The sequence below is a fragment of the Streptomyces sp. NPDC001292 genome (genome assembly GCF_042896465.1).
Taxonomy (GTDB): Bacteria; Actinomycetota; Actinomycetes; order Streptomycetales; family Streptomycetaceae; genus Streptomyces.
On sequence record NZ_JBIAXG010000007.1, the window covers coordinates 60,214 to 82,523 of the forward strand.

At 72.4% G+C, this 22,310-nt stretch carries 21 protein-coding genes and 3 tRNA genes; 13 read left to right on the plus strand and 11 right to left on the minus strand.

Annotation, left to right across the window (positions count from 1 at the left end; translation table 11 throughout):
* The first annotated feature begins 18 nt into the window (after positions 1 to 18).
* The 4 genes from ACFY4A_RS10640 to ACFY4A_RS10655 all read left to right on the plus strand — a co-directional run bounded on the left by ACFY4A_RS10640 (position 19) and on the right by ACFY4A_RS10655 (position 3,106).
* Positions 19 to 1,368, plus strand: a complete 1,350-nt coding sequence (locus ACFY4A_RS10640; RefSeq protein WP_390829042.1) for an AAA domain-containing protein — start codon at positions 19 to 21, stop codon at positions 1,366 to 1,368.
* A 529-nt stretch (positions 1,369 to 1,897) separates the two neighbouring features.
* On the plus strand, positions 1,898 to 2,272 hold the full coding sequence (locus ACFY4A_RS10645; RefSeq protein WP_365425239.1) for a hypothetical protein: 375 nt from the start codon (positions 1,898 to 1,900) through the stop codon (positions 2,270 to 2,272).
* A 131-nt stretch (positions 2,273 to 2,403) separates the two neighbouring features.
* On the plus strand, positions 2,404 to 3,042 hold the full coding sequence (locus tag ACFY4A_RS10650) for a bifunctional DNA primase/polymerase (RefSeq protein WP_390829043.1): 639 nt from the start codon (positions 2,404 to 2,406) through the stop codon (positions 3,040 to 3,042).
* A tRNA-Lys gene (locus ACFY4A_RS10655) sits at positions 3,033 to 3,106 on the plus strand. The genes ACFY4A_RS10650 and ACFY4A_RS10655 overlap by 10 nt, the downstream gene beginning before the upstream one ends.
* Before the next feature lie 69 nt (positions 3,107 to 3,175).
* Here the strand turns inward: ACFY4A_RS10655 and ACFY4A_RS10660 are convergent.
* Positions 3,176 to 4,498 (minus strand): M6 family metalloprotease domain-containing protein, encoded by a 1,323-nt coding sequence (locus ACFY4A_RS10660; protein ID WP_390829044.1) that lies wholly within the window; start codon positions 4,496 to 4,498, stop codon positions 3,176 to 3,178.
* Between the two features lie 399 nt (positions 4,499 to 4,897).
* Between ACFY4A_RS10660 and ACFY4A_RS10665 the strand changes: the two genes are divergently transcribed.
* A complete protein-coding gene (locus ACFY4A_RS10665) occupies positions 4,898 to 7,054 on the plus strand; it encodes an EAL domain-containing protein (RefSeq protein WP_390829045.1) in 2,157 nt (718 codons plus the stop codon).
* 55 nt (positions 7,055 to 7,109) lie between these two features.
* Here ACFY4A_RS10665 and ACFY4A_RS10670 read toward each other — a convergent pair whose 3' ends face one another.
* The 4 genes from ACFY4A_RS10670 to ACFY4A_RS10685 form a co-directional block, all read right to left on the minus strand.
* Entirely contained in the window at positions 7,110 to 8,219 is a 1,110-nt protein-coding gene (locus ACFY4A_RS10670) for an LLM class flavin-dependent oxidoreductase (RefSeq protein ID WP_390829046.1), read from the minus strand.
* Between the two features lie 182 nt (positions 8,220 to 8,401).
* Positions 8,402 to 9,556, minus strand: coding sequence for a glutathione-independent formaldehyde dehydrogenase (locus ACFY4A_RS10675; RefSeq protein WP_390829047.1), 1,155 nt, complete (start codon positions 9,554 to 9,556; stop codon positions 8,402 to 8,404).
* Positions 9,557 to 9,742: 186 nt separating this feature from the next.
* Complete coding sequence (locus ACFY4A_RS10680; RefSeq protein ID WP_390829048.1) at positions 9,743 to 10,474, minus strand: aspartate/glutamate racemase family protein; 732 nt, start codon at positions 10,472 to 10,474, stop codon at positions 9,743 to 9,745.
* Complete coding sequence (locus tag ACFY4A_RS10685; protein ID WP_390829188.1) at positions 10,471 to 11,289, minus strand: decarboxylase; 819 nt, start codon at positions 11,287 to 11,289, stop codon at positions 10,471 to 10,473. The genes ACFY4A_RS10680 and ACFY4A_RS10685 overlap by 4 nt, the downstream gene beginning before the upstream one ends.
* Before the next feature lie 210 nt (positions 11,290 to 11,499).
* On the opposite strand from ACFY4A_RS10685, the gene ACFY4A_RS10690 reads away from it, so the two are divergent.
* Together ACFY4A_RS10690 and ACFY4A_RS10695 are read left to right on the plus strand one after the other, a co-directional pair.
* The gene (locus ACFY4A_RS10690) at positions 11,500 to 12,447 is read left to right on the plus strand and encodes a D-2-hydroxyacid dehydrogenase (RefSeq protein WP_390829049.1); all 948 of its coding nucleotides are present in this window, start codon (positions 11,500 to 11,502) and stop codon (positions 12,445 to 12,447) included.
* Positions 12,448 to 12,465: 18 nt separating this feature from the next.
* Positions 12,466 to 13,869 (plus strand): amidase, encoded by a 1,404-nt coding sequence (locus ACFY4A_RS10695; protein ID WP_390829050.1) that lies wholly within the window; start codon positions 12,466 to 12,468, stop codon positions 13,867 to 13,869.
* Here ACFY4A_RS10695 and ACFY4A_RS10700 read toward each other — a convergent pair.
* Positions 13,850 to 14,344, minus strand: a complete 495-nt coding sequence (locus tag ACFY4A_RS10700) for a DUF3830 family protein (protein ID WP_390829051.1) — start codon at positions 14,342 to 14,344, stop codon at positions 13,850 to 13,852. The genes ACFY4A_RS10695 and ACFY4A_RS10700 overlap by 20 nt on opposite strands.
* 214 nt (positions 14,345 to 14,558) lie before the next feature.
* Here ACFY4A_RS10700 and ehuB point away from each other — a divergent pair, with 214 nt between their 5' ends.
* The 5 genes from ehuB to ACFY4A_RS10725 all read left to right on the plus strand — a co-directional run bounded on the left by ehuB (position 14,559) and on the right by ACFY4A_RS10725 (position 17,889).
* On the plus strand, positions 14,559 to 15,458 hold the full coding sequence (gene ehuB / locus ACFY4A_RS10705) for an ectoine/hydroxyectoine ABC transporter substrate-binding protein EhuB (RefSeq protein WP_390829052.1): 900 nt from the start codon (positions 14,559 to 14,561) through the stop codon (positions 15,456 to 15,458).
* A gap of 15 nt (positions 15,459 to 15,473) precedes the next feature.
* On the plus strand, positions 15,474 to 16,217 hold the full coding sequence (gene ehuC, locus ACFY4A_RS10710) for an ectoine/hydroxyectoine ABC transporter permease subunit EhuC (protein ID WP_390829053.1): 744 nt from the start codon (positions 15,474 to 15,476) through the stop codon (positions 16,215 to 16,217).
* Positions 16,214 to 16,858, plus strand: coding sequence for an ectoine/hydroxyectoine ABC transporter permease subunit EhuD (gene ehuD / locus ACFY4A_RS10715; RefSeq protein WP_390829054.1), 645 nt, complete (start codon positions 16,214 to 16,216; stop codon positions 16,856 to 16,858). Before ehuC ends, ehuD begins: the two co-directional genes overlap by 4 nt.
* A complete protein-coding gene (gene ehuA, locus ACFY4A_RS10720; RefSeq protein ID WP_390829055.1) occupies positions 16,848 to 17,681 on the plus strand; it encodes an ectoine/hydroxyectoine ABC transporter ATP-binding protein EhuA in 834 nt (277 codons plus the stop codon). The genes ehuD and ehuA overlap by 11 nt, the downstream gene beginning before the upstream one ends.
* A gap of 134 nt (positions 17,682 to 17,815) precedes the next feature.
* Positions 17,816 to 17,889: transfer RNA gene (locus ACFY4A_RS10725), tRNA-Lys, on the plus strand.
* Positions 17,890 to 17,944: 55 nt separating this feature from the next.
* On the opposite strand, the gene ACFY4A_RS10730 is transcribed toward ACFY4A_RS10725, so the two are convergent.
* The 5 genes from ACFY4A_RS10730 to ACFY4A_RS10750 all read right to left on the minus strand — a co-directional run bounded on the left by ACFY4A_RS10730 (position 17,945) and on the right by ACFY4A_RS10750 (position 21,725).
* The gene (locus ACFY4A_RS10730; protein ID WP_390829056.1) at positions 17,945 to 18,250 is read right to left on the minus strand and encodes a hypothetical protein; all 306 of its coding nucleotides are present in this window, start codon (positions 18,248 to 18,250) and stop codon (positions 17,945 to 17,947) included.
* Positions 18,222 to 18,386 (minus strand): hypothetical protein, encoded by a 165-nt coding sequence (locus ACFY4A_RS10735; RefSeq protein ID WP_390829058.1) that lies wholly within the window; start codon positions 18,384 to 18,386, stop codon positions 18,222 to 18,224. Before ACFY4A_RS10735 ends, ACFY4A_RS10730 begins: the two co-directional genes overlap by 29 nt.
* A 97-nt stretch (positions 18,387 to 18,483) precedes the next feature.
* Complete coding sequence (locus ACFY4A_RS10740) at positions 18,484 to 19,089, minus strand: lytic polysaccharide monooxygenase (RefSeq protein WP_390829059.1); 606 nt, start codon at positions 19,087 to 19,089, stop codon at positions 18,484 to 18,486.
* Between the two features lie 118 nt (positions 19,090 to 19,207).
* Positions 19,208 to 20,353 carry an SPFH domain-containing protein gene (locus ACFY4A_RS10745; RefSeq protein ID WP_390829060.1) on the minus strand — a complete coding sequence of 382 codons (1,146 nt, stop codon included), beginning with the start codon at positions 20,351 to 20,353 and terminating at the stop codon, positions 19,208 to 19,210.
* 73 nt (positions 20,354 to 20,426) lie between these two features.
* Positions 20,427 to 21,725 (minus strand): peptidoglycan-binding protein, encoded by a 1,299-nt coding sequence (locus ACFY4A_RS10750; protein WP_390829061.1) that lies wholly within the window; start codon positions 21,723 to 21,725, stop codon positions 20,427 to 20,429.
* Positions 21,726 to 21,911: 186 nt separating this feature from the next.
* Here ACFY4A_RS10750 and ACFY4A_RS10755 point away from each other — a divergent pair.
* Positions 21,912 to 21,988 (plus strand) — tRNA-Lys (locus tag ACFY4A_RS10755).
* Positions 21,989 to 22,310: the final 322 nt, after the last annotated feature.

Consider the following 22,310-nt stretch of genomic DNA (forward strand, 5'->3'; position numbering starts at 1 on the left):
ACGGAGTTGGAACCTTCGGTGACCACATCTGCCCCGGAGACCGCCTTCGACCCCGGCGCCGCGGCCGCCCGCGCGACCGACGCGATCCTCCGCGACACCCTGCACGGCTCGCACCGCGGTGTCGTCGTCGACTCCCCGCCCGGCGCCGGTAAGTCGACGCTGGTCGTGCGCGCGGCGCTGGAGCTGGCCGCCGCCGGACGGCCGCTGATGGTGGTCGCGCAGACCAACGCCCAGGTCGACGACCTGGTGCTGCGACTGGCGGAGAAGAACCCCGAACTGCCCGTGGGCCGGCTGCACAGCAGCGACACCGACCCGTACGACAAGGCGCTCGACAGTCTGCCGAACGTACGGAAGTCGGCGAAGGCCGCCGACCTCGCCGGACTCGACGTGGTCCTGTCGACCGCCGCGAAGTGGGCGCATGTGAAGGCCGACGAGCCGTGGCGGCACGCGATCGTGGACGAGGCGTACCAGATGCGCTCGGACGCCCTGCTCGCGGTTGCCGGGCTGTTCGAGCGGGCGTTGTTCGTGGGCGATCCGGGTCAGCTGGACCCGTTCGCGATCGTCGGCAGCGAGCAGTGGGCGGGCCTGTCCTACGACCCGTCGGCGTCCGCGGTGACGACCCTGCTGGCCCACAACCCGCAGCTGCCCCAGCACCGGCTGCCGGTGTCCTGGCGGCTTCCGGCGTCGGCGGCGCCGCTGGTCTCCGACGCGTTCTACCCGTACACGCCGTTCCGCAGCGGCACGTCGGCCGGGGACCGGCGGCTGACGTTCTCGGTCCCCTCGGACGGCTCGGGTCCCGACCGGGTGCTCGACGAGGCCGCCGAGTCCGGCTGGGGCCTGCTGGAGCTGCCCGCGCGGCACACTCCACGCACCGATCCGGAGGCGGTGCGGGCGGTGGCGGCGGTCGTACGGCGGCTGCTGGAGCGGGGCGGTGCGGCCGTCTCGGAGCGGTCGCCGGACCCGGCACCGCTGACCGCCGAACGGATCGCGGTCGGCACGGCCCACCGCGACCAGGCGGCAGCCGTACGCGCGGCGCTGGCGGAACTGGGCGTGCCGGATGTCACCGTGGACACGGCGAACCGCCTCCAGGGCCGTGAGTTCGACGTCACGGTCGTCCTGCACCCGCTCTCCGGCCGCCCCGACGCCACCGCCTTCCACCTGGAGACCGGCCGCCTGTGCGTCCTCGCCTCCCGCCACCGGCACGCCTGCGTCGTGGTCTGCCGCGCGGGTGTGACCGACCTCCTGGACGACCACCCGTCGACGGAACCGGTCCGGCTGGGGGTCACGGTGAAGTTCCCGGACGGCTGGGAGGCGAACCACGCGGTACTGGCCCACCTGCGGGAACACCGGGTGCCCTGGCGACCGTGACCGGCACTCGGCCCCCCTCCCCCCGCCTGACGGAGTCCGGCACGCCGCCCGGGACGGCCGAGGAACACAGCCCCGGCTGGGAGGCGAACCACGCGGTACCGGCCCACCTGCGGGAACACCGGGTGCCCTGGCGACCGTGACCGGCACTCGGCCCCCCTCCCCCCGCCTGACGGAGTCCGGCACGCCGCCCGGGGCGGCCGAGGAACACAGCCCCGGCTGGGAGGCGAACCACGCGGTACCGGCCCACCTGAGAGAACACCGGGTGCCCTGGCGACCGTGACCGGCACTCGGCCCCCCTCCCCCGCCGGACGGAGTCCGGCACGCCGCCCGGGGCGGCCGAGGAACACAGCCCCGGCTGGGAGGCGAACCACGCGGTACTGGCCCACCTGAGAGAACACCGGGTGCCCTGGCGGCCCTGAGGAGTTGACGAGTGGGGCGGGGCGGGCCGCCCCCTTGCGTTCGCGGGAGACAATGGAGGGTGGCCCTTCCACAGGGCGGTGTCATCCGAACCGTACGAGGAGGTCGAGACATGGCGGAGCCAACGCCGCGTCGTGACGAACCGCGGCTACGCCCCGCGCCCCTGCTCTTCGAGCCGGCCGAGGCGGCCGCCGACCCCGAGCACTTCTTCGACCTGGAGTCGATCGACGATCCGCGGGCGCTGCTCGCGCGGGCGACGGAGCTGACGCTCGCGTTCCGCGCGGCCGCCGACCGGGCGGTGGAGTTCCAGGCGATCGCGGCGGCGCAGCTCGCCGACCCGCGGCGGTTCGACCGGCTGACCCCGGCGGCCATCGCCGAGCGGGCGGACTGGACCGAGGACTACGCCAAGAAGATGGTGGAGTTCGGGCGGGATCTGCTGAGCGGAGCCGAGGGCGGCGTCCACGCCAACCCGGCCGACCCCGTCTGACCGCCGCGCTTCACGCCTCCCCCGGCTCTGGCATATGCCGAGCGCGCAAGATACCGCCGTCCACCCGCCCCTGTCCCGATTTCCCGCAACTCTGAGGGGTCATCCGCTCACAGTCTGTAGATGTATCTGCCATGAGCCGCACAGGGAACGAACCCTTCGTCGACCACCTCGACCGGTGGGCAGGCCACCGCTCCGACACCTCGGGCGTCACCGCGGACGGCGCCGCCTGGCTGGCCTCGGCGGGCGCGTATCCCCGCAGCACGCTCGCCCTCTGGCGGGAGCGGCCTGACGCACCGCTCGTACTGCCCTGCGGCACCGTCTTCGACGCGGTGAACGTGCCCGCGATCTTCGGCCGCCGGATGCTGGACCGGCTGTGGGACGAGGGCCCGGGGTCGGGCCCGGTGGCCGTCCACCGGGGACGGATGCTGCTCTTCGCCGCGCCGGGCACCGCGCACCGGCTGCCCTGGCTGCTGGAGTGGGAGGAGTGGGGGTGCCGGGGCCGGGAGGCCGGCTGCAAGGAGGGCATCCCGCCCCTGCTGTGCCACGGCAACGGCGACGCGGTGACCCTCCCGGCCCTGTCCGACGACACCCTCCGCGTACGGCCGGCCTCCCGCTGGCTCGTCGCCCCGGACACCCGCCACCCCTGGCTGCCGGGCCCGGAGGTCATGCTCTGGGCGGCCGTGCGGGCCGCCCGCGCGGCGGTGCGGATATCGATTTTTCCTCCCAGCGACCAGGATGCTAAGGTCTACGACGTCAGCAGGCGCCGCTAGCTCAGTTGGTTAGAGCAGCTGACTCTTAATCAGCGGGTCCGGGGTTCGAGTCCCTGGCGGCGCACGACGACGATGGCGGGACAGGGTCGCGGAGAGCGAACCGGTCTCGCCGTCGCTGTGTGTGCGGCAGGCGTCACGCCGAGGTGATCTTGACGGTGTACGCGCCGGACGCCGTACGGTTCTCCACCTCCACCCGGACCCCGTCGCCCGGCACCGTGAAGCTCTCCCCCACGTCGATCGGGGCGTCGGCGAGCGCGGGCTGGACCGAGGCCCCCTCGCAGGCCTCGGTGTGCGGATGGGCGTCGATCACCTCGATCGGGCCGCCACCGGACTCCGCCCCGCTGCGCACCCGGTACACCAGCACCCCCTGCCGGCACCCGGTCACGTCGTTGCCGATCGACGCCCGCGCCTCGATGGCCAGCACGCTGTCGCTCCCGGTGCGCACCACCACCAGCTTCGTTCCGCTGCCGAGCCCGAACAGCGGGGACCCGGCGGCGGACGTCACCGAAGGGCCCGCGCCCGCCGGGCCCACCTCCACCGGCTCCAGGGTCAGCCGGGTCGGCCCCCTTCCCCACAGGCAGGTCACCTGGCGGGCATCCAGCCACCCGAGCTTCCACTTGTGCCAGGCGAACAGGTCGGGTGACAGTCCGAACTGGCTGCCCATCAGGTCCCAGTCCCCGACGTAGGTGTCCCAGTCGCCCTTGCCGTCCGCGGGCCGGTGGTACAGGTCGGGCAGGTCGAAGACGTGCCCGGACTCGTGGGCGAGCACCAGCCGGTCCGGCGGGTGCCGTTCGAAGACGGTCACCACCCGCCGGATCTCCTTGCCGTCGGCCCGCAGCGGGGCGTCCAGGTTGACGACCTTCGTCGCGTCCGAGTCGACGCCGGGCGCGTCCGGGTCGGCGACGAAGTAGACGATGTCGTAGCGCGAGAAGTCGACCTCGGGGTCGGCCGCGGCGAGCGCGTCCCGCAGATACGCGGTGCGGTCCCGGGCGTTCCAGTCCCGGTGCATGGCGTACGCGGTGGACGGGCGCGGCATCCGGATCCAGCGCCGCAGCGGGTGGGGGCGCAGGGTGAATCTGCCGTACGACGCCTGTTCGAAGTACCCGCTGGTGGCCGGGAAGTGGTCGGCGGTGAGTTCGGCGGGGGTGGTCCGCGGGGTGGAGTCCGGGAAGGACAGGAACACCATGACGGCGTCCCGCGTGCGGGTCGGCCGTACGTAGGAGGGGTTCCAGGTGTCCAGTCCCTCCGAGTGGTGGGCGTCCGTGCGTTGCAGGGCGCAGGGCGCGGTGGAGAACGGCTCGGCGACCGACGGCCCGCCCAGGATCGAGGTGGCGGCGACCGCCGACATGGTGGTGCACACGGCCGCGGTGCTGCGCAGCCGGGGGCGCGCCCCGGCCCGGTTCAGCACCCTGAGGACGTCATGGCCGAGCGCCTTCAGGGGCAGCTGACACGGCACGGGGACCTCCGGGGCGTTTCGCGGGACACCGCACCCAGCCTGTGGGAGTTTGTAGGGGTACGCCCTGTTTGTCTGCACCGGAAGGGTGAGGGACGCGAGTTCACGGCAGGACGGCCGGGCGCGGGTCCGGGGAAATGACGCCCCCGAATCGCTCACGGAACGTCACGAGTGGTCAGCCATACAAAGAACTCGTCCAGGTGTGATCGAAAACGATCCTGGTGAGCCGCCGGTCGCCGCGCGGAACCGGCGAGTGGCTGGAAGGGGCTCGCCGACGGCATCTATGATCGACACACTTTCCCTGCACTTTCCTGCGCGGACACGGGCCGGGCCGCCGTCCACCACCCGGCCGGCCACCCGACGAGACCGATAAGAAGACCGAGTGCACTGCGGGAGCGAGCGGTGAGCGGAACGTCCGAAGGGCCGACGCCCGCGGCAGACCTCATCCGACCTACTGTCACGGAGAGTGACGCCACGAGGCCTCCGGGTACGGACCCGGTCGCGGCCGCCGCCGCCGAGCGGGCCGTCGCCCCCACCGCGCCCACGCCCTCCGGCACCGGTCCCGCCGAGTTCCTGTCCACCCACGGCCTCACCCCGATGGCGGAACCGGCTCCCGCCGCCCACCGATTCACCGTCCTGGCCGAACCCGCGCCCGCTGTCGTGGACCTGCTCGGGTCCGCACCACCACCGGCCTGCACCGCCCCGGAGCCAGCCCCGGAATCCCTCCCGGAACCGGTCCCGGCCTCCGCCCTGGAACCGGCCGCCGAATCCACCCTGAGCGCCGCCCCGAACGCCGTTTCGGAATCCGGCCCGGCCACCGGGGCGGAGCGCCCCTTCCGTTCCGCCTTCTCCGCGGCGCCGCTGGCGATGGCCGTCGTCGACCACGAAGGCCTGGTCGTCAGCGCCAACGACACCTTCGGCGCGCTCCTCGGCGCCGGACCCGACGAGCTGGCCGGGCAGCCCGCCGCCGATCTGGTGGACCTGGCCTCCGACGCCCGCACCCGGCACGCCTACGCCGAGGTGCTGCGCGGCCGGCAGGCCCGGCTGCGCTGCGCCCGCAGGCTCAAGCACCCCGACGGCCACCGGCTGTGGGTCCAGGTCACGGTCGCACCCCTGACGCCCGGTTCCCCGGGCGTGCTGCTGTCCGTGGCCGACATCAGCGCCCGACGTGAACTCCAGGCCCGGCTGCGGCACTTGAAGAACCACGACCCGGTGACCCGGCTGCCCAACCGCACCCTGTTCTTCGAGCGCCTGTCGGCCGCGCTGGAGACGGAGTCGTACGAGCGCGGCGGGAACGGCCGGGTCGGCCTGTGCTACCTGGATCTCGACGGCTTCAAGGCGGTCAACGACACCCTCGGCCACCGCGTCGGCGACCGGCTGCTCGCCGCGGTGGCCGAGCGGCTGACCCGGTGCGCGGACGACGCCGGTCACGGCCGGACGAGCACGCCGCTGGTGGCCAGGCTCGGCGGCGACGAGTTCGCGCTGCTCGTCGAGGACTCGACCGGCACCGAGCAGCTCGCCGAGCTGGCCGAGTCGGTGCTCTCGGCCCTTCAGGAACCCTTCGATGTCGCCGGCCGGCGCCTGTCGGTGTCCGCGTCCATCGGCGTGGTCGAGCGGCACGCGGCCGGGTCGTCGGCCACCGCGCTGATGCAGGCCGCCGACACGACGCTGTACTGGGCGAAGGCGGACGGCAAGGCCCGCTGGACCCTGTTCGACCCCGAGCGCAACGCGCACCGGATGACCCGTCAGGCCCTGGTCTCCACGCTGCGCGCGGCCGTCGAACGCGGCGAGTTCGCCCTGGAGTACCAGCCGCTGGTCGGCATGGAGGACGGGCGGCTGCGCGGGGTCGAGGCCCTCGTCCGCTGGCGCCACCCGCAGTTCGGCACGCTGACGCCGAATCGGTTCATCGCGCTGGCGGAGGAGGACGGCTCGATCGTGCCGCTGGGCCGCTGGGTCCTGGCCACCGCCTGCGGCCAGGCCCGTCGCTGGCAGCTGGACCACCCGGACGAGCCGCCGATCTTCGTCAGCGTCAACGTGGCCGTCCGCCAGGTGTGGGACTCCGACCTGGTCGCGGACGTGGCCGAGGTGCTCGCCGAGACCGGGCTGGCACCGCACCTGCTCCAGCTGGAGCTGACCGAGTCTGCCGTGATGGGCTCGGCCGGCCGGCCGCTCGAGGCCCTACGGTCCCTGAGCGACATGGGCGTGCACATCGCCATCGACGACTTCGGCACCGGGTACTCCAACCTCGCCTACCTCAGCCGCCTGCCGGTGTCGGCGCTGAAGCTGGACGGCTCCTTCGTACGGGGGTTCCAGCACGAGGAGCCGGAGGGCGCGGCAAGCCGGCCGAGCCCCGCGGACGAGGTCATCGTCGAGGCGATGATCCAGCTCGCCCACCGGCTGGGGCTGACCGTCACCGCGGAGTGCGTGGAGACGTCCGACCAGGCGAGCAGGCTGCGCCGGATCGGCTGCGACACCGGGCAGGGGTGGCTGTACTCCCGGCCGGTGTCGCCCGACCGCATCTCCGAGCTGCTGGACGGCCGAGCCTGCGGGCGGGGCTGAACCCGCTCAGCCGGCCGGAGCTGAACGCGCTCAGCCTGGCCGGAGTCGAGTTCGCTCAGTCGCGGGGCAGCGGCTGGGCGTTTGCCGGCAGTCCGTAGGCGTCCGCGATGAGTTCGTAGCTGCGCAGGCGTACGGCGCCGCTGTGCGCGTTGCTTGTGATCATCAACTCGTCGGCGCCGGTGCGCTTTTGCAGGTCGTCGAGGCCGGAGCGGACCTCGTCGGGGGTGCCGTGGACGACGTTGGCGTTCCAGGATTCGACGAACTCCCGCTCCGTCGGGCTGAATTCGTACGCCTCCGCCTCCTCGGGGGTGGGCACGAGGCCGGGGCGGCCGGTGCGCAGCCGGACCATGTTCAGAGCCGCGGCCAGCACCTGGCGGCGCGCCTCGCGCTCCTCCTCGGTGGCGAGGGCCGCGACGCCGATGAGGGCGTACGGCGCGTCCAGCACCGCGCTCGGGCGGAACGAGTCGCGGTAGAGGTCGAGGGCCGGGATGGTGTTCTGCGCGGAGAAGTGGTGGGCGAAGGCGAACGGCAGGCCGAGCGTTCCGGCCAGGCGGGCGCTGAAGCCGGAGGAGCCGAGCAGCCAGACCGGCGGGCGGTGCCGGGACTGCACGCCACCCGCAGAGGTGGCCTGGACCGGGCCGGGGACGGCGTGGATGCGGCGGTAGGGGTGGCCGTCCGGGAAGTCGTCGTCCAGGAAGCGGATCAGCTCGGCGAGCTGCTGGGGGAAGTCGTCGGCGCTCCGGTCGAGGTGGTCGGTGCGGCGCAGGGCGGCGGCGGTGGCGCCGTCCGTGCCGGGGGCGCGGCCGAGGCCCAGGTCGACACGGCCGGGCGCCATGGCCTCCAGGGTGCCGAACTGCTCCGCGATGACCAGCGGGGCGTGGTTGGGCAGCATGACGCCGCCGGAGCCGAGGCGGATGCGGTCGGTGTGGGCTGCGAGATGGGCGAGGATCACGGCCGGTGAGGAGGAGGCGACGCCCGGCATCGAGTGGTGCTCGGCGACCCAGTAGCGGTGGTAGCCGCGGGTCTCCGCGGTCCTCGACAGGGCGACGCTGGTGCGCAGCGCGTCGGCGGCGGTGTGCCCCGCGCCCACGGTCACCAGGTCCAGTACGGACAGGGGTACCGGGGCGGTCCCGTGTGCCGTGCCCCTGATCTCGTCTCCCGCCACGGGTGCCTCCAGCTGGTTGACCGTTCACTTTCCTGACCGGCGTCAACAGGGCACCGCTGTCGTTTGTTCCTCTCCCACCCACCCGTCTCGCTCACACGAGGCGAGCCGCCGCAGGGCTCCGCCCCGGACCTCGGGGGAGTCCGGGGCGGAGGTTCCCTGCGACGGCTTGTCTCGGCCCGCGCTCACGCCGCGAGCGCGTGGCCCGGATGCAGGACCACCTTGGTGTAGCCCTCGATCCGCTTGTCGAACTTCTGGTACGCCTGGGGCGCCTGGTCCAGCGGCAGCTCGTGGGAGACCACGAAGCTGGGCTTGGCGCGCCCGGCGATGATCAGATCGCGCAGCTGGCGGTTGTACTGCTTCACATTGCACTGGCCCGTGCCCATCTGCTGCCCCTTCTCGAACATCTTGCCGATGGAGACCAGCAGCTGGCCATGCTTGGCGTGCTCGTCGGGTCCGCCCGGGTCGGAGGGCACGTACAGCCCCGGTATGCCGAGCAGGCCGGTGGGCCGTACCGTCTCGACGAGCGTGTTGAGGACGACGGCGGGCTCCTCGTGACTGACGTCCTTGTGCGACTGGGCCTGGTAGCCGACGGCGTCCACACCCTTGTCGGTGCCCTCGCCGTTGGTCATCTCCTTGATCTGCTCGCTCGGGTCGCCCGCGGTGAAGTCGATGGGGATGGCCCCGATCTCCTCCGCCTTGGCGAGCCGCTCGGGCACCCGGTCGACCGAGAACACCATCGACGCGCCGCGCAGCAGCGCCGAGTAGGCGGCCATCAGACCCACCGGACCGGCACCGAAGACGGCGACGGACTCACCTGGCGACACCTTGGCGAGCTCGCACCCGTGGTAGCCGGTCGGGAAGATGTCGGCGAGCAGCACGAAGTCGGTCTCGAACTCGTCACCCGGCGGCAGCTTCAGACAGTTGAAGTCGGCGAACGGCACCCTCAGCCGCTCGGCCTGGCCGCCGGTGTAGGGGCCCATCGCCACGTATCCGTAGGCGCCTCCCGCGAAGCCGGGGTTCACCGTCAGGCAGAACCCCGTCTTCCCGGCGAGGCAGTTCTTGCAGAACCCGCAGGCCACGTTGAACGGCATCACGACCCGGTCGCCCTGGGACAGCGACGTCACGCCGTCGCCGACCTCCTCGACGATGCCGAGGTTCTCGTGGCCGAAGACGATGCCCGCCTTGGCGGCCGTGCGGCCCTCGTACATGTGCAGGTCGGAACCGCAGATCGCGGTGGACGTGACCCGTACGATCACATCGTTCGGGTGCTGGATCCGAGGATCGTCGACGTCCCTCACCGTGACGTTGAAGGGCTTTTCGTAGACGACGGCTTTCACCTGGGTCACCTCCGCGTCGAACGCTGGACGACGGCGGCGACGACGGGCCGTTGCCGGGGGACACCAACCAGGGGGATGACACAGGTGGGCGGGGGCGTCGGTCGTCCCGGGCCCCGGGCGTTCTCGCTGCACCGCCGGACACTTCCAGGGTCCGCCCGCGCGACGGGGACCGCAACCGCGCCGGTGTCACACCTGGACGATCGGCTCCCGCGTGAACAGCGCGCCCAGAGCGGGCGCGTTGACACGGCGGTCGGTGAGCCGCAGCGCCTCCCAGACGGTCACCTGGTTCGCCGTGAGGACGGGCTTGCCGAGGTGCTTCTCCAGGGCGGGCAGGTGGGACGCCGTGTGCAGGGCGGTGTCGGGCAGCAGGACCGCGTCCGCCTCGGGGACGTCCGCGTCCCGCGCCAGGGCCAGGATCTCCGGCTCGCCCCAGGTGGCCACCTCGGCCGCGGTGACGATCCCGGCGCTGCGGGCGGCGGCCACCTCCACCCGCCCGGCGTGCAGGAAGTCCGTGAACAGGCTGGTGACGTCCTTGGGGTAGGTCGCCGCGACCGCGACCCGGCGGGCACCGATCTCGGCCGCCGCGTGTACGAAGGCGAAGGAGGTGGAGGAGGCCGGCATGCCCGCCGCCCGGGCCAGCGCGCGGACCTGCTCGTGCGCGCCCTGCCAGCCGCGTACGAAGCTGCCGCTGGTGCACGCCCACACCACCGCCTCCACTCCGGACAGCCGCAGCCCCTGCACGCCCTGTGCGAGCCGCTCGGGCGCGCCCATCTCGTACAGCGCGTCCACCCGGTGCGCGTCCTCGCCGATGTCGGTGTGGACCAGGTCCACCCGGATGTCGCTGCCCAGGAGCTGCTCGATGCGCGGATAGTCGTCCTCTGCGGAGTGGCCCGGGTAGAGGAATCCGAGTGCGGTCATGGCCTGCCTTCCTGCTGTTCGTCGGACAGTACGGGCCAGGCGCCGCCGGCACCCTCCCGCGGCCTGGGCGGCTCGGGAGGCACACCGGCCGCCAGCGCCTGGTACGGCCCCACGGCTCGGGTACCCAGCCGGCGCAGGGCAGCCCACATCGTGACCTGGTTGGCCGAGATCACCGGTATGCGCAGTTCGGCCTCCAGCTGCGGGATCACGTCGTAGGTGGGCAGGTTCGTGCAGGACAGGAAGAGCGCCTGCGGGTGGTTGCGGCGCGCGGCCCGGCGCGCCATGTCGACCACACCGCGGTACGGCACCTTCCAGATGTGCCGGGTCAGCCCCATGTAGGCGTATCCGGTGACGGTGACGCCCGCCTCGGCCAGAAAGTCCTGCAGCGAGCGTGTCAAGGACACCGTGTACGGGGTCACCAGCGCCACCCGCCGGGTGCCGAGTTCCGCGAGCGCCTCCAGCAGTGCCCCGGACGTGGTCACCGCGGCGACCGCGCCCGCCCGTGTCATCGCCGCGCACATGGCGCGCTCGCCGGCGATCCCGCCGACGAAGCTGCCCGAGGCGCAGGCGTAGGCGACGACCTCGGGCGCGACGGCGGTCAGGGTGCGCACCGCGGCGTCGAGCGTCTGGTGCTCGCTGACCAGCCGCGCCAGGTCCAGGCTCACCTCCACCGGCACGAACGGCGTCCGGGTCAGATGGAGCGAGACCTCGTCCGGCACCCAGCGCCACAGCTCGCGGTCCAGCGCGAAGTCGAAGGGGGCGACGACCCCGACACCGCGCTGTGGGCACGGGCCGCCGAGGAAGGAGATCCCCATGCCGTTCATGTCGTTCGTGGCGTCCATGGCAGACACCTGCCTCACGGGAGGGAGACGGATGGGCGGCACTGACGGCAAGGTGAACGACACGGTGGGACAGCACTGATCAACCGTCCGTACGGGCGCCCGTGTTGACGAAGGTAGGTTCGGGTGCGAGCGTGGTCAATCCGTGCACGTCAGACGGCCGCCCCTTACGAGAAACGGCTCGCCATGAGTGTCCCCGTCCTGCTCGTCCTGGACGCCGATCCGCCGCCGCGTCTGGGCCGGCTCACCGGCCGCGCCCGGATCGTGCGCACGGACGCGGCCGGGCTGGCCGCGCGGCTGCCCGAGGCGGACGTGCTGCTCGTGTGGGACTTCACCTCCACCGCGGTGCGGGAGGCCTGGCCGGGCGAGGGGCCGCGGCCGCGCTGGGTGCACACGGCGAGCGCGGGCGTGGACCATCTGATCTGTCCTGAGATCGCGGCGTCCGGCACGGTGGTGACCAACGCGCGGGGCGTGTTCGACGAGCCGATCGCCGAGTACGTCGCCGCGCTCGTCCTCGCCATGGCCAAGGACCTGCCGCGGACCCTGGAGTTCCAGCGTGAGGGGCGGTGGCGGCACCGCGAGTCGCAGCGGGTGGCCGGTACGCGCGTGTGTGTCGTGGGCTCCGGGCCGATCGGCCGGGCGATCGCCCGCACGCTGGGCGCGCTGGGGGTGCGGGCGGCCGTCGTCGGCCGCGCCGCGCGCGCCGGAGTGCACGGCCCGGAGGACCTGGACCGGCTCGTCGCCCGCGCCGACTGGGTGATCGCGGCGGCCCCGCTGACCGAGGAGACCTGCGGCATGTTCGACGCCCGCCGGTTCGGCCTCATGCAGCCCTCGGCACGCTTCGTCAACGTCGGCCGGGGGCAGCTCGTCGACGAGGAAGCGCTCGTCCGGGCGCTCACGGACCGCTGTATCGCGGGCGCCGCCCTGGACGTCTTCCAGTGCGAACCCCTCACCCCCGACAGCCCGTTGTGGCGGGTGCCGGGCCTGGTCGTGTCCCCGCACATGAGCGGTGACACGGTCGGCTGGCGGGACGAACTGGCGGCCCAGTTCGTCGATCTGTACGGCCGCTGGGAGGCGGGCGAACCGCTGCCGAACGTCGTCGACAAACGGCGCGGATACGTACCGGGACACTGACCCCTGTCTGGAGGTGCGATGACCGAGCTCACCGAGCTGACCGCGGGAGAACTGCTCGACGGCTACCGCAAGGGCGAGTTCAGCCCAGTGGAGGCCACCCGGGCGGCCCTGGAGCGGGCCGAGCGGGTCCAGCCGGAGGTGAACGCGTTCGTCCGGATCACCGCCGAGGACGCCCTGGCACGGGCCCGGGAGTCGGAGGACCGGTGGCGGCGCGGAAGGCCGGCGGGGCTGCTGGACGGGGTGCCGGTCACCGTCAAGGACATCCTGTTGCTGCGCGGCCACCCGACCCTGCGCGGTTCCAGGACCGTGCCGGAGGAGGGCCGTTGGGAGGAGGACGCCCCTTCGGTGGCCCGGCTGCGCGAGCACGGCGCGGTCTTCCTCGGCAAGACCACGACCCCCGAGTTCGGCTGGAAGGGCGTCACCGACTCCCCGCTGACCGGCGTCACCCGCAACCCGCACGACCGGACCCGCACCGCCGGCGGCTCCAGCGGCGGCAGCGCGGCGGCCGTGGCGCTCGGCGCGGGCCCGCTGTCGCTGGGCACGGACGGCGGCGGCAGTGTGCGCATCCCGGCCGCGATGTGCGGGATCTTCGGGCTGAAGCCCACGTACGGCCGGGTCCCGCTGTATCCGCCCAGCGCCTTCGGCACGCTGTCGCACGTGGGGCCGATGACCCGGGACGCGGCGGACGCGGCGCTGCTGCTCGACGTGATCGGTGTGCCCGACGCGCGGGACTGGTCGGCGCTCGGCCCGGCCCCCGGCTCGTTCACGGAGGGCCTGGCGGGCGGGGTACGGGGGCTGCGGGTCGCCTACTCGCCGTCCCTGGGCGGCCAGGTGCCGGTACGCCCGGCGGTCGCCACGGCGGTGCGCCGGGCGGTGGCGGGGCTGGCGGACCTCGGCGCGTACGTCACCGAGAGCGACCCCGACTTCGCCGAACCGATGGAGGCCTTCCACACCCTGTGGTTCAGCGGCGCGGCCCGTGTCGTCCAGCATCTGGGGCCCCACCGGAGGGAGTTGCTCGATCCGGGGCTGCGGGAGGTCTGCGCGGCCGGTGCCCGGCTGTCGGCGCTGGACTACCTGGCCGCCGTGGACGTGCGCATGGAACTCGGCCGCACCATGGGCCACTTCCACGAGAGCTACGACCTGCTGGTCACGCCGACCCTGCCGATCACGGCGTTCGAGGCGGGCGCGGAGGTGCCGAGGGGTTCGGGGCACCGGCGCTGGACCGGGTGGACACCGTTCACGTACCCGTTCAACATGACCCAGCAGCCGGCGGCGTCCGTGCCCGTGGGCAGGGACGAGGACGGTCTGCCGGTCGGCCTCCAGATCGTGGCCGCGCGGCACCGCGACGACCTGGTGCTGCGGGCGGCCCACGCGTTGTACGAGGCGGGGTTGGCGACCCGGCTCACGCCCGCCGGAAAGTGAGGGTCTCCCCCGCCGCGCCGGAGCGCCACAGGTCGTTGCAGGCCTGGGCCATGGCGTCCAGGCCCTCGGTGACCCGGCCCCAGACGATGCCGGGCACCCAGCCGACGTCCCCGTTGAGCAGGAGGTTGTTGCGCTCGTAGAACAGGGCGAGGTCCACGACCGTCGGCCCGGCGCCGGGGACACGGTCGTAGCCGTAGGCCTGCGTGCCCAGTTCGGCGCCGGCGAACGAGAAGTAGCACAGATCGCCCGGGATCGGAGTGACCGTCGGGTTCTCCAGCGGTGGCTCCGCCCGGGCGAACGGCGCGAAGAGGGCGTAGATCTCGTTGCGCGCGTACTTCGCGTGGTAGACGTCCCCGCTCAGCGGGAGCGCGTCCCAGACCGCGGCGCAGGTGAGCGGCGCCCGGTCGTCGAGCAGCCGTGCCGTGCACCGGATTCCGCGCTTTTCCAGCGCGACTTCGACGTGGCGTTCCGCCATGGCGCCTCCTCGCAGCTCTGGGGCCTGTCTGCCCTGAGGCACGGGAGTTCACACCCGCCCCGCACCTCTCCGTCCGGACACGGAACGGTCTCCCCCGGGACACCGTTGGATTACATCCCCAAGTCCACCCGCATAGACGACGGAGAGCGGGCAGGCGCCACCACTATCCGCAAAGGGCCTGAGCCGACGAGGCTCTCTTGGAGGGTGAGTGTCCATGTCCGAGTTCCCAAACCTGTCCCGCCGGGGCTTTCTGACCAGGACGGCGGCCGTGGGCGGCATGCTCACCGTCCCCGGGCTGCTGGCCGCGTGCAGCAAGACCGACGGCGGCGACGGCAAGGGCTCGAAGCTGGAACAGCTGAAGAAGCAGGGCTATGTGAAGGTGGCCTACGCCAACGAGGCGCCGTACGGCTTCGAGGAGGGCGGGCAGCTCAAGGGCGAGGCACCGACGCTGCACAGGGAGATCTTCAAGGCCCTGGGGGTGGACGAGCTGCGGCCGACCTTCTCCGAGTGGGACGGGCTGATCCCCGGACTCCAGGCCGGCAAGTACGACGTGATCAGCGCGGGCATGGCCATCATCCCGGAGCGCTGCCGAAAGGCCCTGTTCTCCGAGCCCGAGTTCGTCTCGCCCACCGCGATGATGGTGAAGAAGGGCAACCCGAAGAAGCTGACCGACCTCGCCTCCGCCAAGGCGGCCGGGGCGGCCATAGGCGTGATGTCGGGCGCGGTGGAGAAGGGCTACGTCACCGCCGCCGGGATCTCCGAGAGCGGCATACGGACGCTGCAGAAGCCGCAGGACGGCGCGGACGCGGTCGCGCAGGGCAGGATCGACGCCTTCGTGCTGACGGGCATCTCGCTGCGCTGGCTGGCCAGGACCAACCCGAAGGTGGAGGTCACCGAGTCCTTCGTGCCGGTGGTCGACGGCGTGAAGCAGTACAGCCCGGGTGGCGCCGTCTTCCGCAAGGGCGGCGAGGAGCTCCGCGACGCCTTCAACGAGCAGCTGAAGAAGATCACCTCGGATCCGGGCCGGTACGTGCGGCTCGTCGGAGAGTACGGATTCGGCAAGGACACGATCCCGCCGGCGGACCTGAAGACCGCCGACCTGTGCAAGGGCTGACGGGGACGCCTGTCCATGGGTGACTTCTACACGTACTTCTTCGACCACATCTCCGACGTGTGGTCGGGGCTCCTTGTGACGGTCGAGGCCACGGTCCTCGGCTCGGCCGTCGCGCTCGCCCTGTCCTTCGTGTTCGGCTTCGCCGCGAACAGCAGGCTCCTGCTCGCGCGGGGTGTCTCACGGGTGGTCGTGGAGTTCCTCCGCGGCACCTCGCTCTACGTCCAGCTGTTCTGGCTGTACTACGCGTTCCCGCTGCTGTCCGGGTACGAGCTGTCACCGCTGTTCTGCGGTGTGGTGGCGTTCGGCATGAACTACGGCGCCTACGGATCCGAGGTGGTGCGCGGCGCGCTGAACGCCGTGCCCAAGGCGCAGTGGGAGGCCGCCGTCGCGCTGAACATGACGCCGCTGCAACGCATGCGCCGGGTGATCCTGCCGCAGGCGTGGGTGCAGATGATCCCCTCGTTCGCGAACCTGCTGATCCAGCTGCTGAAGTGCACCCCGCTGCTGTGGCTGATCTCCGCGGCCGACCTGACGACGGTGGTCCAGCAGATGCGTGACCGCACCGGCGCGACCACGTGGGCCTATCTGACCCTGCTGGTGATCTACTTCGTCCTCGCCTACGCGCTGACCCTGCTGATGAACGCCCTGGAGCGGCACGCCAAGGCCCGGCTCGGCCTGCGGACGGACCCGCGCTCCCTGTTGCGCCGCCGCAGCGCCGAACCGGAGCGCGAACCCGAGATGGCGGGAGGTGCGTCGTGAGCTACGACTGGGACTGGGGCGCGGTCCGCGACTCGCTGCCGCTGCTGTGGCACGGCTTTCTGACCACGCTGCTGGCCACGGTCCTCGGCACCGCGGTGGCCGCCGTCCTCGGCCTGCTCGTGGCCGTGGCCGGACGGGTGCCGGCCCGGCTGGTCACCGTGCCGGTGCGGGCGGTCACCGAGTTCGTGCGGTCCACCCCGCTGCTGGTGCAGCTGGTCGGCGCCTACGCGGTCTTCAACACGGTGGACCCGCTGACCATCGGCGTCGCGGTGCTCGGCATCCACTACGCCTCCTACCTGTCGGAGGTGTACCGGGCGGGCATCGACGCCGTGCCGAAGGGCCAGTGGGAGGCCTGCCGGGCGCTGTCCATGTCGCCGCGCCGCACCTGGCAGGCGGTGATCCTGCCGCAGGCGGTGCGCAAGGTGCTGCCGGCGCTGGGCAACTACGGCATCTCGATGTTCAAGGAGACCCCGTTCCTGGCCGTCATCACGGTCCAGGAGATGGTCGCCAAGGCCCGCGAGTACGGCGCGGACCACTTCACCTACGCCGAGACGTTCACCCTCGCGGGCCTGTTCTTCCTGGCGGCAAGCTACCCGACCTCGCTTCTGATGAGAAAGCTGGAGAAGCGCCTTGGCCACTGACCCTTTGCAGAAGACGCCGCCGCAGGCGCCCGAGAACGTGACCCCGGACGCGCCGCCCGCGGATCTGGTGCGCTTCGACCAGGTGGTCAAGCGCTTCGGCGATCATGTCGTGCTCGACCGGCTGGACTTCGCCCTCCAGCGCGGTGAGCACGTGACGCTGATCGGGCCGAGCGGCTCGGGGAAGACGACCATCCTGCGGCTGCTGATGACGCTGGAGCGCGTCAGCGACGGCGTGATCCACGTGGACGGCGAGCCGCTGTCCCACATGCCCGGCCCGGACGGGACCCTGCGGGTGGCGAACGAGAGGCACCTGCGCAGGATCCGCAGGAAGATCGGGATGGTCTTCCAGCAGTTCAACCTGTTCCCGAACATGAAGGTGCTCCAGAACATCACGGAGGCGCCCGTCAACGTGCTCGGCCTCGGCCGCGAGGAGGCGGAGGAGCGGGCACGTGAACTCCTCGACCTCGTGGGGCTGGCGGACAAGATCGACGCCCATCCGGCGCAGCTGTCCGGCGGCCAGCAGCAGCGGGTGGCGATCGCCCGGGCACTCGCCATGCGGCCGGAGATCCTGCTCCTCGACGAGGTGACCTCGGCCCTGGACCCGGAGCTGGTGGCCGGAGTGCTCGACCTGCTGAGGGAGATCGCGCACACCACCGACATCACGCTGCTGTGCGTGACCCACGAGATGAACTTCGCCCGGGACATCTCCGACCAGGTGCTGATGTTCGACTCGGGCCAGGTGATCGAGTCCGGACCGCCGGAGAAGCTCTTCGGCGACCCCGACCACGAGCGCACCCGGGAGTTCCTGGGCGCCGTTCTGTAGGGGCCGCTCCGGGGGCGCCGGCGGCCTTCCGGGCCACCCCGGCGCCCCCGGCCTCCGGGGTGGTCGAAGCACCCCCGGGGACCAGGTAGTATTTTCTTTGTCGTCGGCCGCGGGGAGCGGACGGCGGGATTCATGCGCCGCTAGCTCAGTTGGTTAGAGCAGCTGACTCTTAATCAGCGGGTCCGGGGTTCGAGTCCCTGGCGGCGCACAGATGAAGGGGCCTTCGTGATCACGAGGGCCCCTTCGGCCTGTTCCGCACGCGGTCACACGCGGGCCATCTCGTCGTACGTGATCACGAAGCCGACGCCGAAGCCCACGACCAGGCCGAGGAACGCCAGGGTGGCGGCCAGTCCGGCCGCGTCGCGGGCCACGTTCGGCGGGCGGGCGGTGGCGAACACCTCGCGGCCGTCGGTGTGGTACACCGGCACGATGTCGCCTTCGACGACCGCCGCCGGGCCGTTTTGCTCCTCGACCGGGACCTGGCGGCCGTCACGGGCGGTGAACTCGTACACGTGGTGCAGGCGGGTGCGGACGTGGGAGTCACCGCCGTCGCGCGCCGTGGTGAACATCCGCAGGCAACGCGTCGGCGGTCAGCCCGCTCCGCCAGGCGCGCCTGAGCCGCAGCGTGTGGCGGACGGCCACGAATGCCATGGTCAGGGCCACGGCCATGATGGAACCGGGCACGACGTAGAACATCGCTTCCATGAGGTCCCCGAACTCCGGCGCCGCCGTGACCGGCCGGCGTGGGGGGAATCCCCCACGCCGGCCGGTCCAGTGGCTCGGGGGGTGCTCAGACCCACGCTCAGAACGTGACGTCGGAGCAGGCGTAGAACGCGTTGCCCGTGTCGGCGATCGTCCAGACCGCGAGGATGACGTGGTGGCCGCTCAGCCCGGGGGGCAGGGTGCCGCTGTGGCTGAGGGTGGCCGGCGGGCGCTGTCCGCCGTAGGGCACCGTCAGGAACGGGGTCGTGTCGAGGTCGGCGCGGGTCAGGGCGTGGTTCTGGTTCCAGCCCTGCTTGGTCACGTAGTACTTGAAGTCCGTCGTGGCGTGCATGGCCGTGAACTGCCAGCGGAAGGTGTAGCTCTGGCCGCCGTCGACCTCGGTGGTCGGCCATGCGCCCCCCGAGGGGGTCCTGGGGCTGTCGAGCTGGCTGAACCGGGTGTTGTTCCCGGAACAGAGCTGCCCGTCTGCCGCCCCGGAGGCCGGGAAGCCCTTCGGGCCCTCGACGCTCTGCGGCTCCCACTGGATGGCGCCGCAGTCGGCGACGGTTCCGTTGGCGCAGAGCTTCTGCCGGCTGATGGGCAGGTCGGTGTAGCCGTGGCTGCTCGCGCCGCCGGTGGAGAGCACGAAGGCTCCGGCGGTCGTGAGCCCGAGCACGGCTGCGGAGATCTTGGCCTTGGTGCGCATACTGCCGCTCCTGGAGACGTGGGGGAGGTTCAGTGAGCTGTGCAGGTCTAGACCAAGTTCAGGCTATTGCCGTTACTTGAACATGTCCATACCAAAGACACGCCCTCCCCCGTCCCCGTCACGGCCCCGGTTCCCGGCCTCCCGCGCAGAACGCCACCGTCAAGTCCCGCACCAGCAGCTTGCGTTCGTAGTCGTCGAGGTCGACCAGACCCCTGGTGGTCAGCCGGGTCACCGTGTCCTCCACCGAGTCCACCACCGAGGTCAGCATGCTCGCCCGGTGCTGCGCGTCCAGTGCGGCGACGCTGCGCCGGTGCATGGCGGCGGCGACCTCCGGCGCGTACTCGACCCGGACCGGCTGGACCGAGAACACCTCGAGCCCGACCGGCGCCACCTCCCGCGTCACCAGCCGGGTCAGCGTGTCCGCGGTGCCGGTCGCTTCCCGCGCACCGCCCGGCGGGTCCACCGGCACCCGGGCCAGCGCCGCCTCGACGCACCCGCGCAGGTACCTCTCGTGGTCGTCGATCCCGAGCGTGGCCCGCGCGGTGTCCCGCACCCGCCACACCACCAGCACCACCACCCGCAGCGCGACCCCGCCCGCGGCGGCGGCCGGCATCGGCTCGCTGCGCCAGTGCCGCAGCCGGACGTCGATCCGGCGGCGCGGCATCAGCGGGTTGAGCCACAGCAGCCCGGTGCGCCGGACGGTCCCCCGGTAGCGGCCGAACAGGCCGAGCACCCAGGCCCGCCCGGTCCGGCCCCGGGCCAGCCCGCCGAAGCCGAACAGGGCGAGCGCTCCCGCCCCGGCGTAGGCGGCCCACTGCGCCCCGCCGAGTCCGGTGCCCGCGGACGCCGGCAGCCGCAGCGCCTCAGCCGCGATGTCCGGCAGCCCCCCGGCCCACCACGAGGTGAGCACACAGCCCGCCGCCCCGCAGGCCCCCGCCAGCACCCCGGCCGCCCCGGGCAGCACCGGCGCCGGGTGCTCCACCAGGTCGGGGTCCATCTCCGGCACCGGGCGGGCCGGCGCGGGAGCCCGGCGCCCGCGCCCCGGCCGCGGCTGCTCGCCGGTGCCCCTCCTGCTGCCCACCACCGCGGACCGGACCGGCACGGGGGCCGGTTGGGGTTCGTCACGGAACAGCAGGTGGACGGGGATCTCCTTGGTCACCTCGTTCTGGATGAGCCGGGGGCCGCAGCGGACCGCCCGGACGTCGATGGGGATCGTGGCCTCGCACCCGTCGGATTCGGGTGAGGGGGACGTGGTCGTAGTCATACCTGTCTCCAGCCTCCGCGCCAGATGGTTCAGACGTTTGTACGGTGGGTCGGCGGCCCTGCCGGGACCGCGGTCATGCGAAGAGCCGGCGCCAGGTCTCGGGCCCCGGCCGGCCGTCCGCCGCGCCGCCCCGCCAGCCCTGGGCGCGCTGGAAGGCCTCGACGGCCCGCCGGTCCGCGTCCGACCAGCGCGGCCCCGGCCCGTTCGGGTAGAACCGGCCGTACCCCTTCTTCACCAGCTGCCGGCCCAGCTCGGTGACGTACCGGTTGTCGGCGCCGGGCCGGAACATCCCCCGTCCCGGGTAGCCGGGCACCCCGTGCGAGGCGGGGGCCGCGGCCCTGATGTCCTTGCCCTTCCCGGTCACCAGCAGCCGCCACGTCCCCGGCCCCGGCAGCCCGTCCGCGGCCGCCCCGGTCCAGCCCTGGGCCCGCTGGAAGGCCTGGGTGGCCCGCCGGTCCGCCTCCGACCAGCGCGAGCCGGGCCCCTTGGCGTAGTAGGAGGCGCCGCCGCGGGCGGCGAGCATCCGGCCGAGCCGGGTGACATGGGGGTTGTTGGCGCCGGGGCCGAAGTACGCCGCTCCCGGGTACGCCGCGGACGACGCCGCGGCGGGACCGGCCGCGCCCCGGGTCAGGCCCTTGTAGCGGTAGGGGACGTACCGCTTGGAGTTGGTCCAGTAGGCGTACGGGGTGGCCTTGCGGCGGGTGTGCCGCGGCACCTGCTCGTAGGCGATGTAGGAGGTGTGCCGGTGGTCGGTCCAGCCGCCGAAGAGCACCACGTGTGAGCCCTTCTGAGGGTTGTCGGGGTTGTGGAAGAGCAGGATGTCGCCGGGTTGGAGCTGCTCCCTGGTGATCCGCACCGCGTACCGGCCGAGGCTGCCGGTCCACTCGTTGCGCGGCAGGTTCCAGGCCATCGAGACGAACCCCGAGCAGTCCTGGCGGTATCCGTCGCGCCAATAGCGGTTCATGTTGTACGGCACCCGGGCGTCCAGCCACTTCTTGGCCCGGCCGACGATCTGGGACCGGGTGATGGCGCCGATCGCGGCCTGCTCCCCCGCCTCGGCCGGCTCCGGCCCGCCCGGCCCGAACAGCGCGCCCACCTCGCCCTGCGGGGTCTCGGGCTCGCCGGCCGGGGGCTCGTCGGCCGATGGCCCGGGCGGCCGGTCGGCGGTGTGGGTGGCTGCCGCCGCCGGTACCGCCTGGCCCGCGCCGAGGGCCACGGCGGTGACGGCCGCCACGACCAGCGCGCGGTGCGCGGCGGCCGGACGGACCGGGGTGCGGGCGGCCGGGGAGCAGGACAGGCCACGCCCGCGCGCGCACCCGGGGCAGTCGCAGTCGCTCACGGGGTCGATTTCCTCGAACACCGGAGACTTCATGCGATCTCCCTCACACTTCATAGGTACATATCCGGATCTGTGCACGTTGATCATTGCCACAACTGTCCACCGGGCGCGAACATTGACGGTCCGAATGATGTACAAGGCGGCTCCGCCGGCCCCGCCCACCAGGCGCGGGCGGTCGGGCGGCCCCCTGAGGTCATGTAAAGTGAACGGTGTCAGCAGGCGCCGCTAGCTCAGTTGGTTAGAGCAGCTGACTCTTAATCAGCGGGTCCGGGGTTCGAGTCCCTGGCGGCGCACCATGACGAAGGCGAGCCCGGTCCTGTGGACCGGGCTCGCCTTCACCGTTTGGGCGTGCTCCCCGCCCCGGCTGAACGCCTCTCCCGTCTCAGCCGTACAGAAGAGCGGGCGGCGCGGGGTGTCGAACCCCTCGGCGCACCCCCTCTCCGCAATGCGCGCGTATGGCCGGTAAACTCCGAGTTTCGCGTCTTGCGATCATGCTGAACACCGTAGAACCCTGGATGTCAAGCTGCCGCCCATTGGCGGCACTTGGGGGGTGTCGGGGACGTTGGGGGGTGTTGGGGGGTTGTAGCAGCCGGTTGCCCGGCAGTGCGGTGAGTCGTG

Coding starts and splice junctions, on each gene's coding strand:
- ACFY4A_RS10740 (WP_390829059.1), bottom strand. CDS start 19,089: ATGCGCACCAAGGCCAAGATCTCCGCAGCCGTGCTCGGGCTCACGACC.
- ACFY4A_RS10680 (WP_390829048.1), bottom strand. CDS start 10,474: ATGACCGCACTCGGATTCCTCTACCCGGGCCACTCCGCAGAGGACGAC.
- ACFY4A_RS10690 (WP_390829049.1), top strand. CDS start 11,500: ATGAGTGTCCCCGTCCTGCTCGTCCTGGACGCCGATCCGCCGCCGCGT.
- ACFY4A_RS10650 (WP_390829043.1), top strand. CDS start 2,404: ATGAGCCGCACAGGGAACGAACCCTTCGTCGACCACCTCGACCGGTGG.
- ACFY4A_RS10745 (WP_390829060.1), bottom strand. CDS start 20,353: ATGACTACGACCACGTCCCCCTCACCCGAATCCGACGGGTGCGAGGCC.
- ACFY4A_RS10685 (WP_390829188.1), bottom strand. CDS start 11,289: ATGGGGATCTCCTTCCTCGGCGGCCCGTGCCCACAGCGCGGTGTCGGG.
- ehuC (WP_390829053.1), top strand. CDS start 15,474: ATGGGTGACTTCTACACGTACTTCTTCGACCACATCTCCGACGTGTGG.
- ACFY4A_RS10730 (WP_390829056.1), bottom strand. CDS start 18,250: ATGTTCACCACGGCGCGCGACGGCGGTGACTCCCACGTCCGCACCCGC.
- ACFY4A_RS10645 (WP_365425239.1), top strand. CDS start 1,898: ATGGCGGAGCCAACGCCGCGTCGTGACGAACCGCGGCTACGCCCCGCG.
- ACFY4A_RS10735 (WP_390829058.1), bottom strand. CDS start 18,386: ATGGAAGCGATGTTCTACGTCGTGCCCGGTTCCATCATGGCCGTGGCC.
- ACFY4A_RS10695 (WP_390829050.1), top strand. CDS start 12,466: ATGACCGAGCTCACCGAGCTGACCGCGGGAGAACTGCTCGACGGCTAC.
- ACFY4A_RS10750 (WP_390829061.1), bottom strand. CDS start 21,725: ATGAAGTCTCCGGTGTTCGAGGAAATCGACCCCGTGAGCGACTGCGAC.
- ehuB (WP_390829052.1), top strand. CDS start 14,559: ATGTCCGAGTTCCCAAACCTGTCCCGCCGGGGCTTTCTGACCAGGACG.
- ACFY4A_RS10700 (WP_390829051.1), bottom strand. CDS start 14,344: ATGGCGGAACGCCACGTCGAAGTCGCGCTGGAAAAGCGCGGAATCCGG.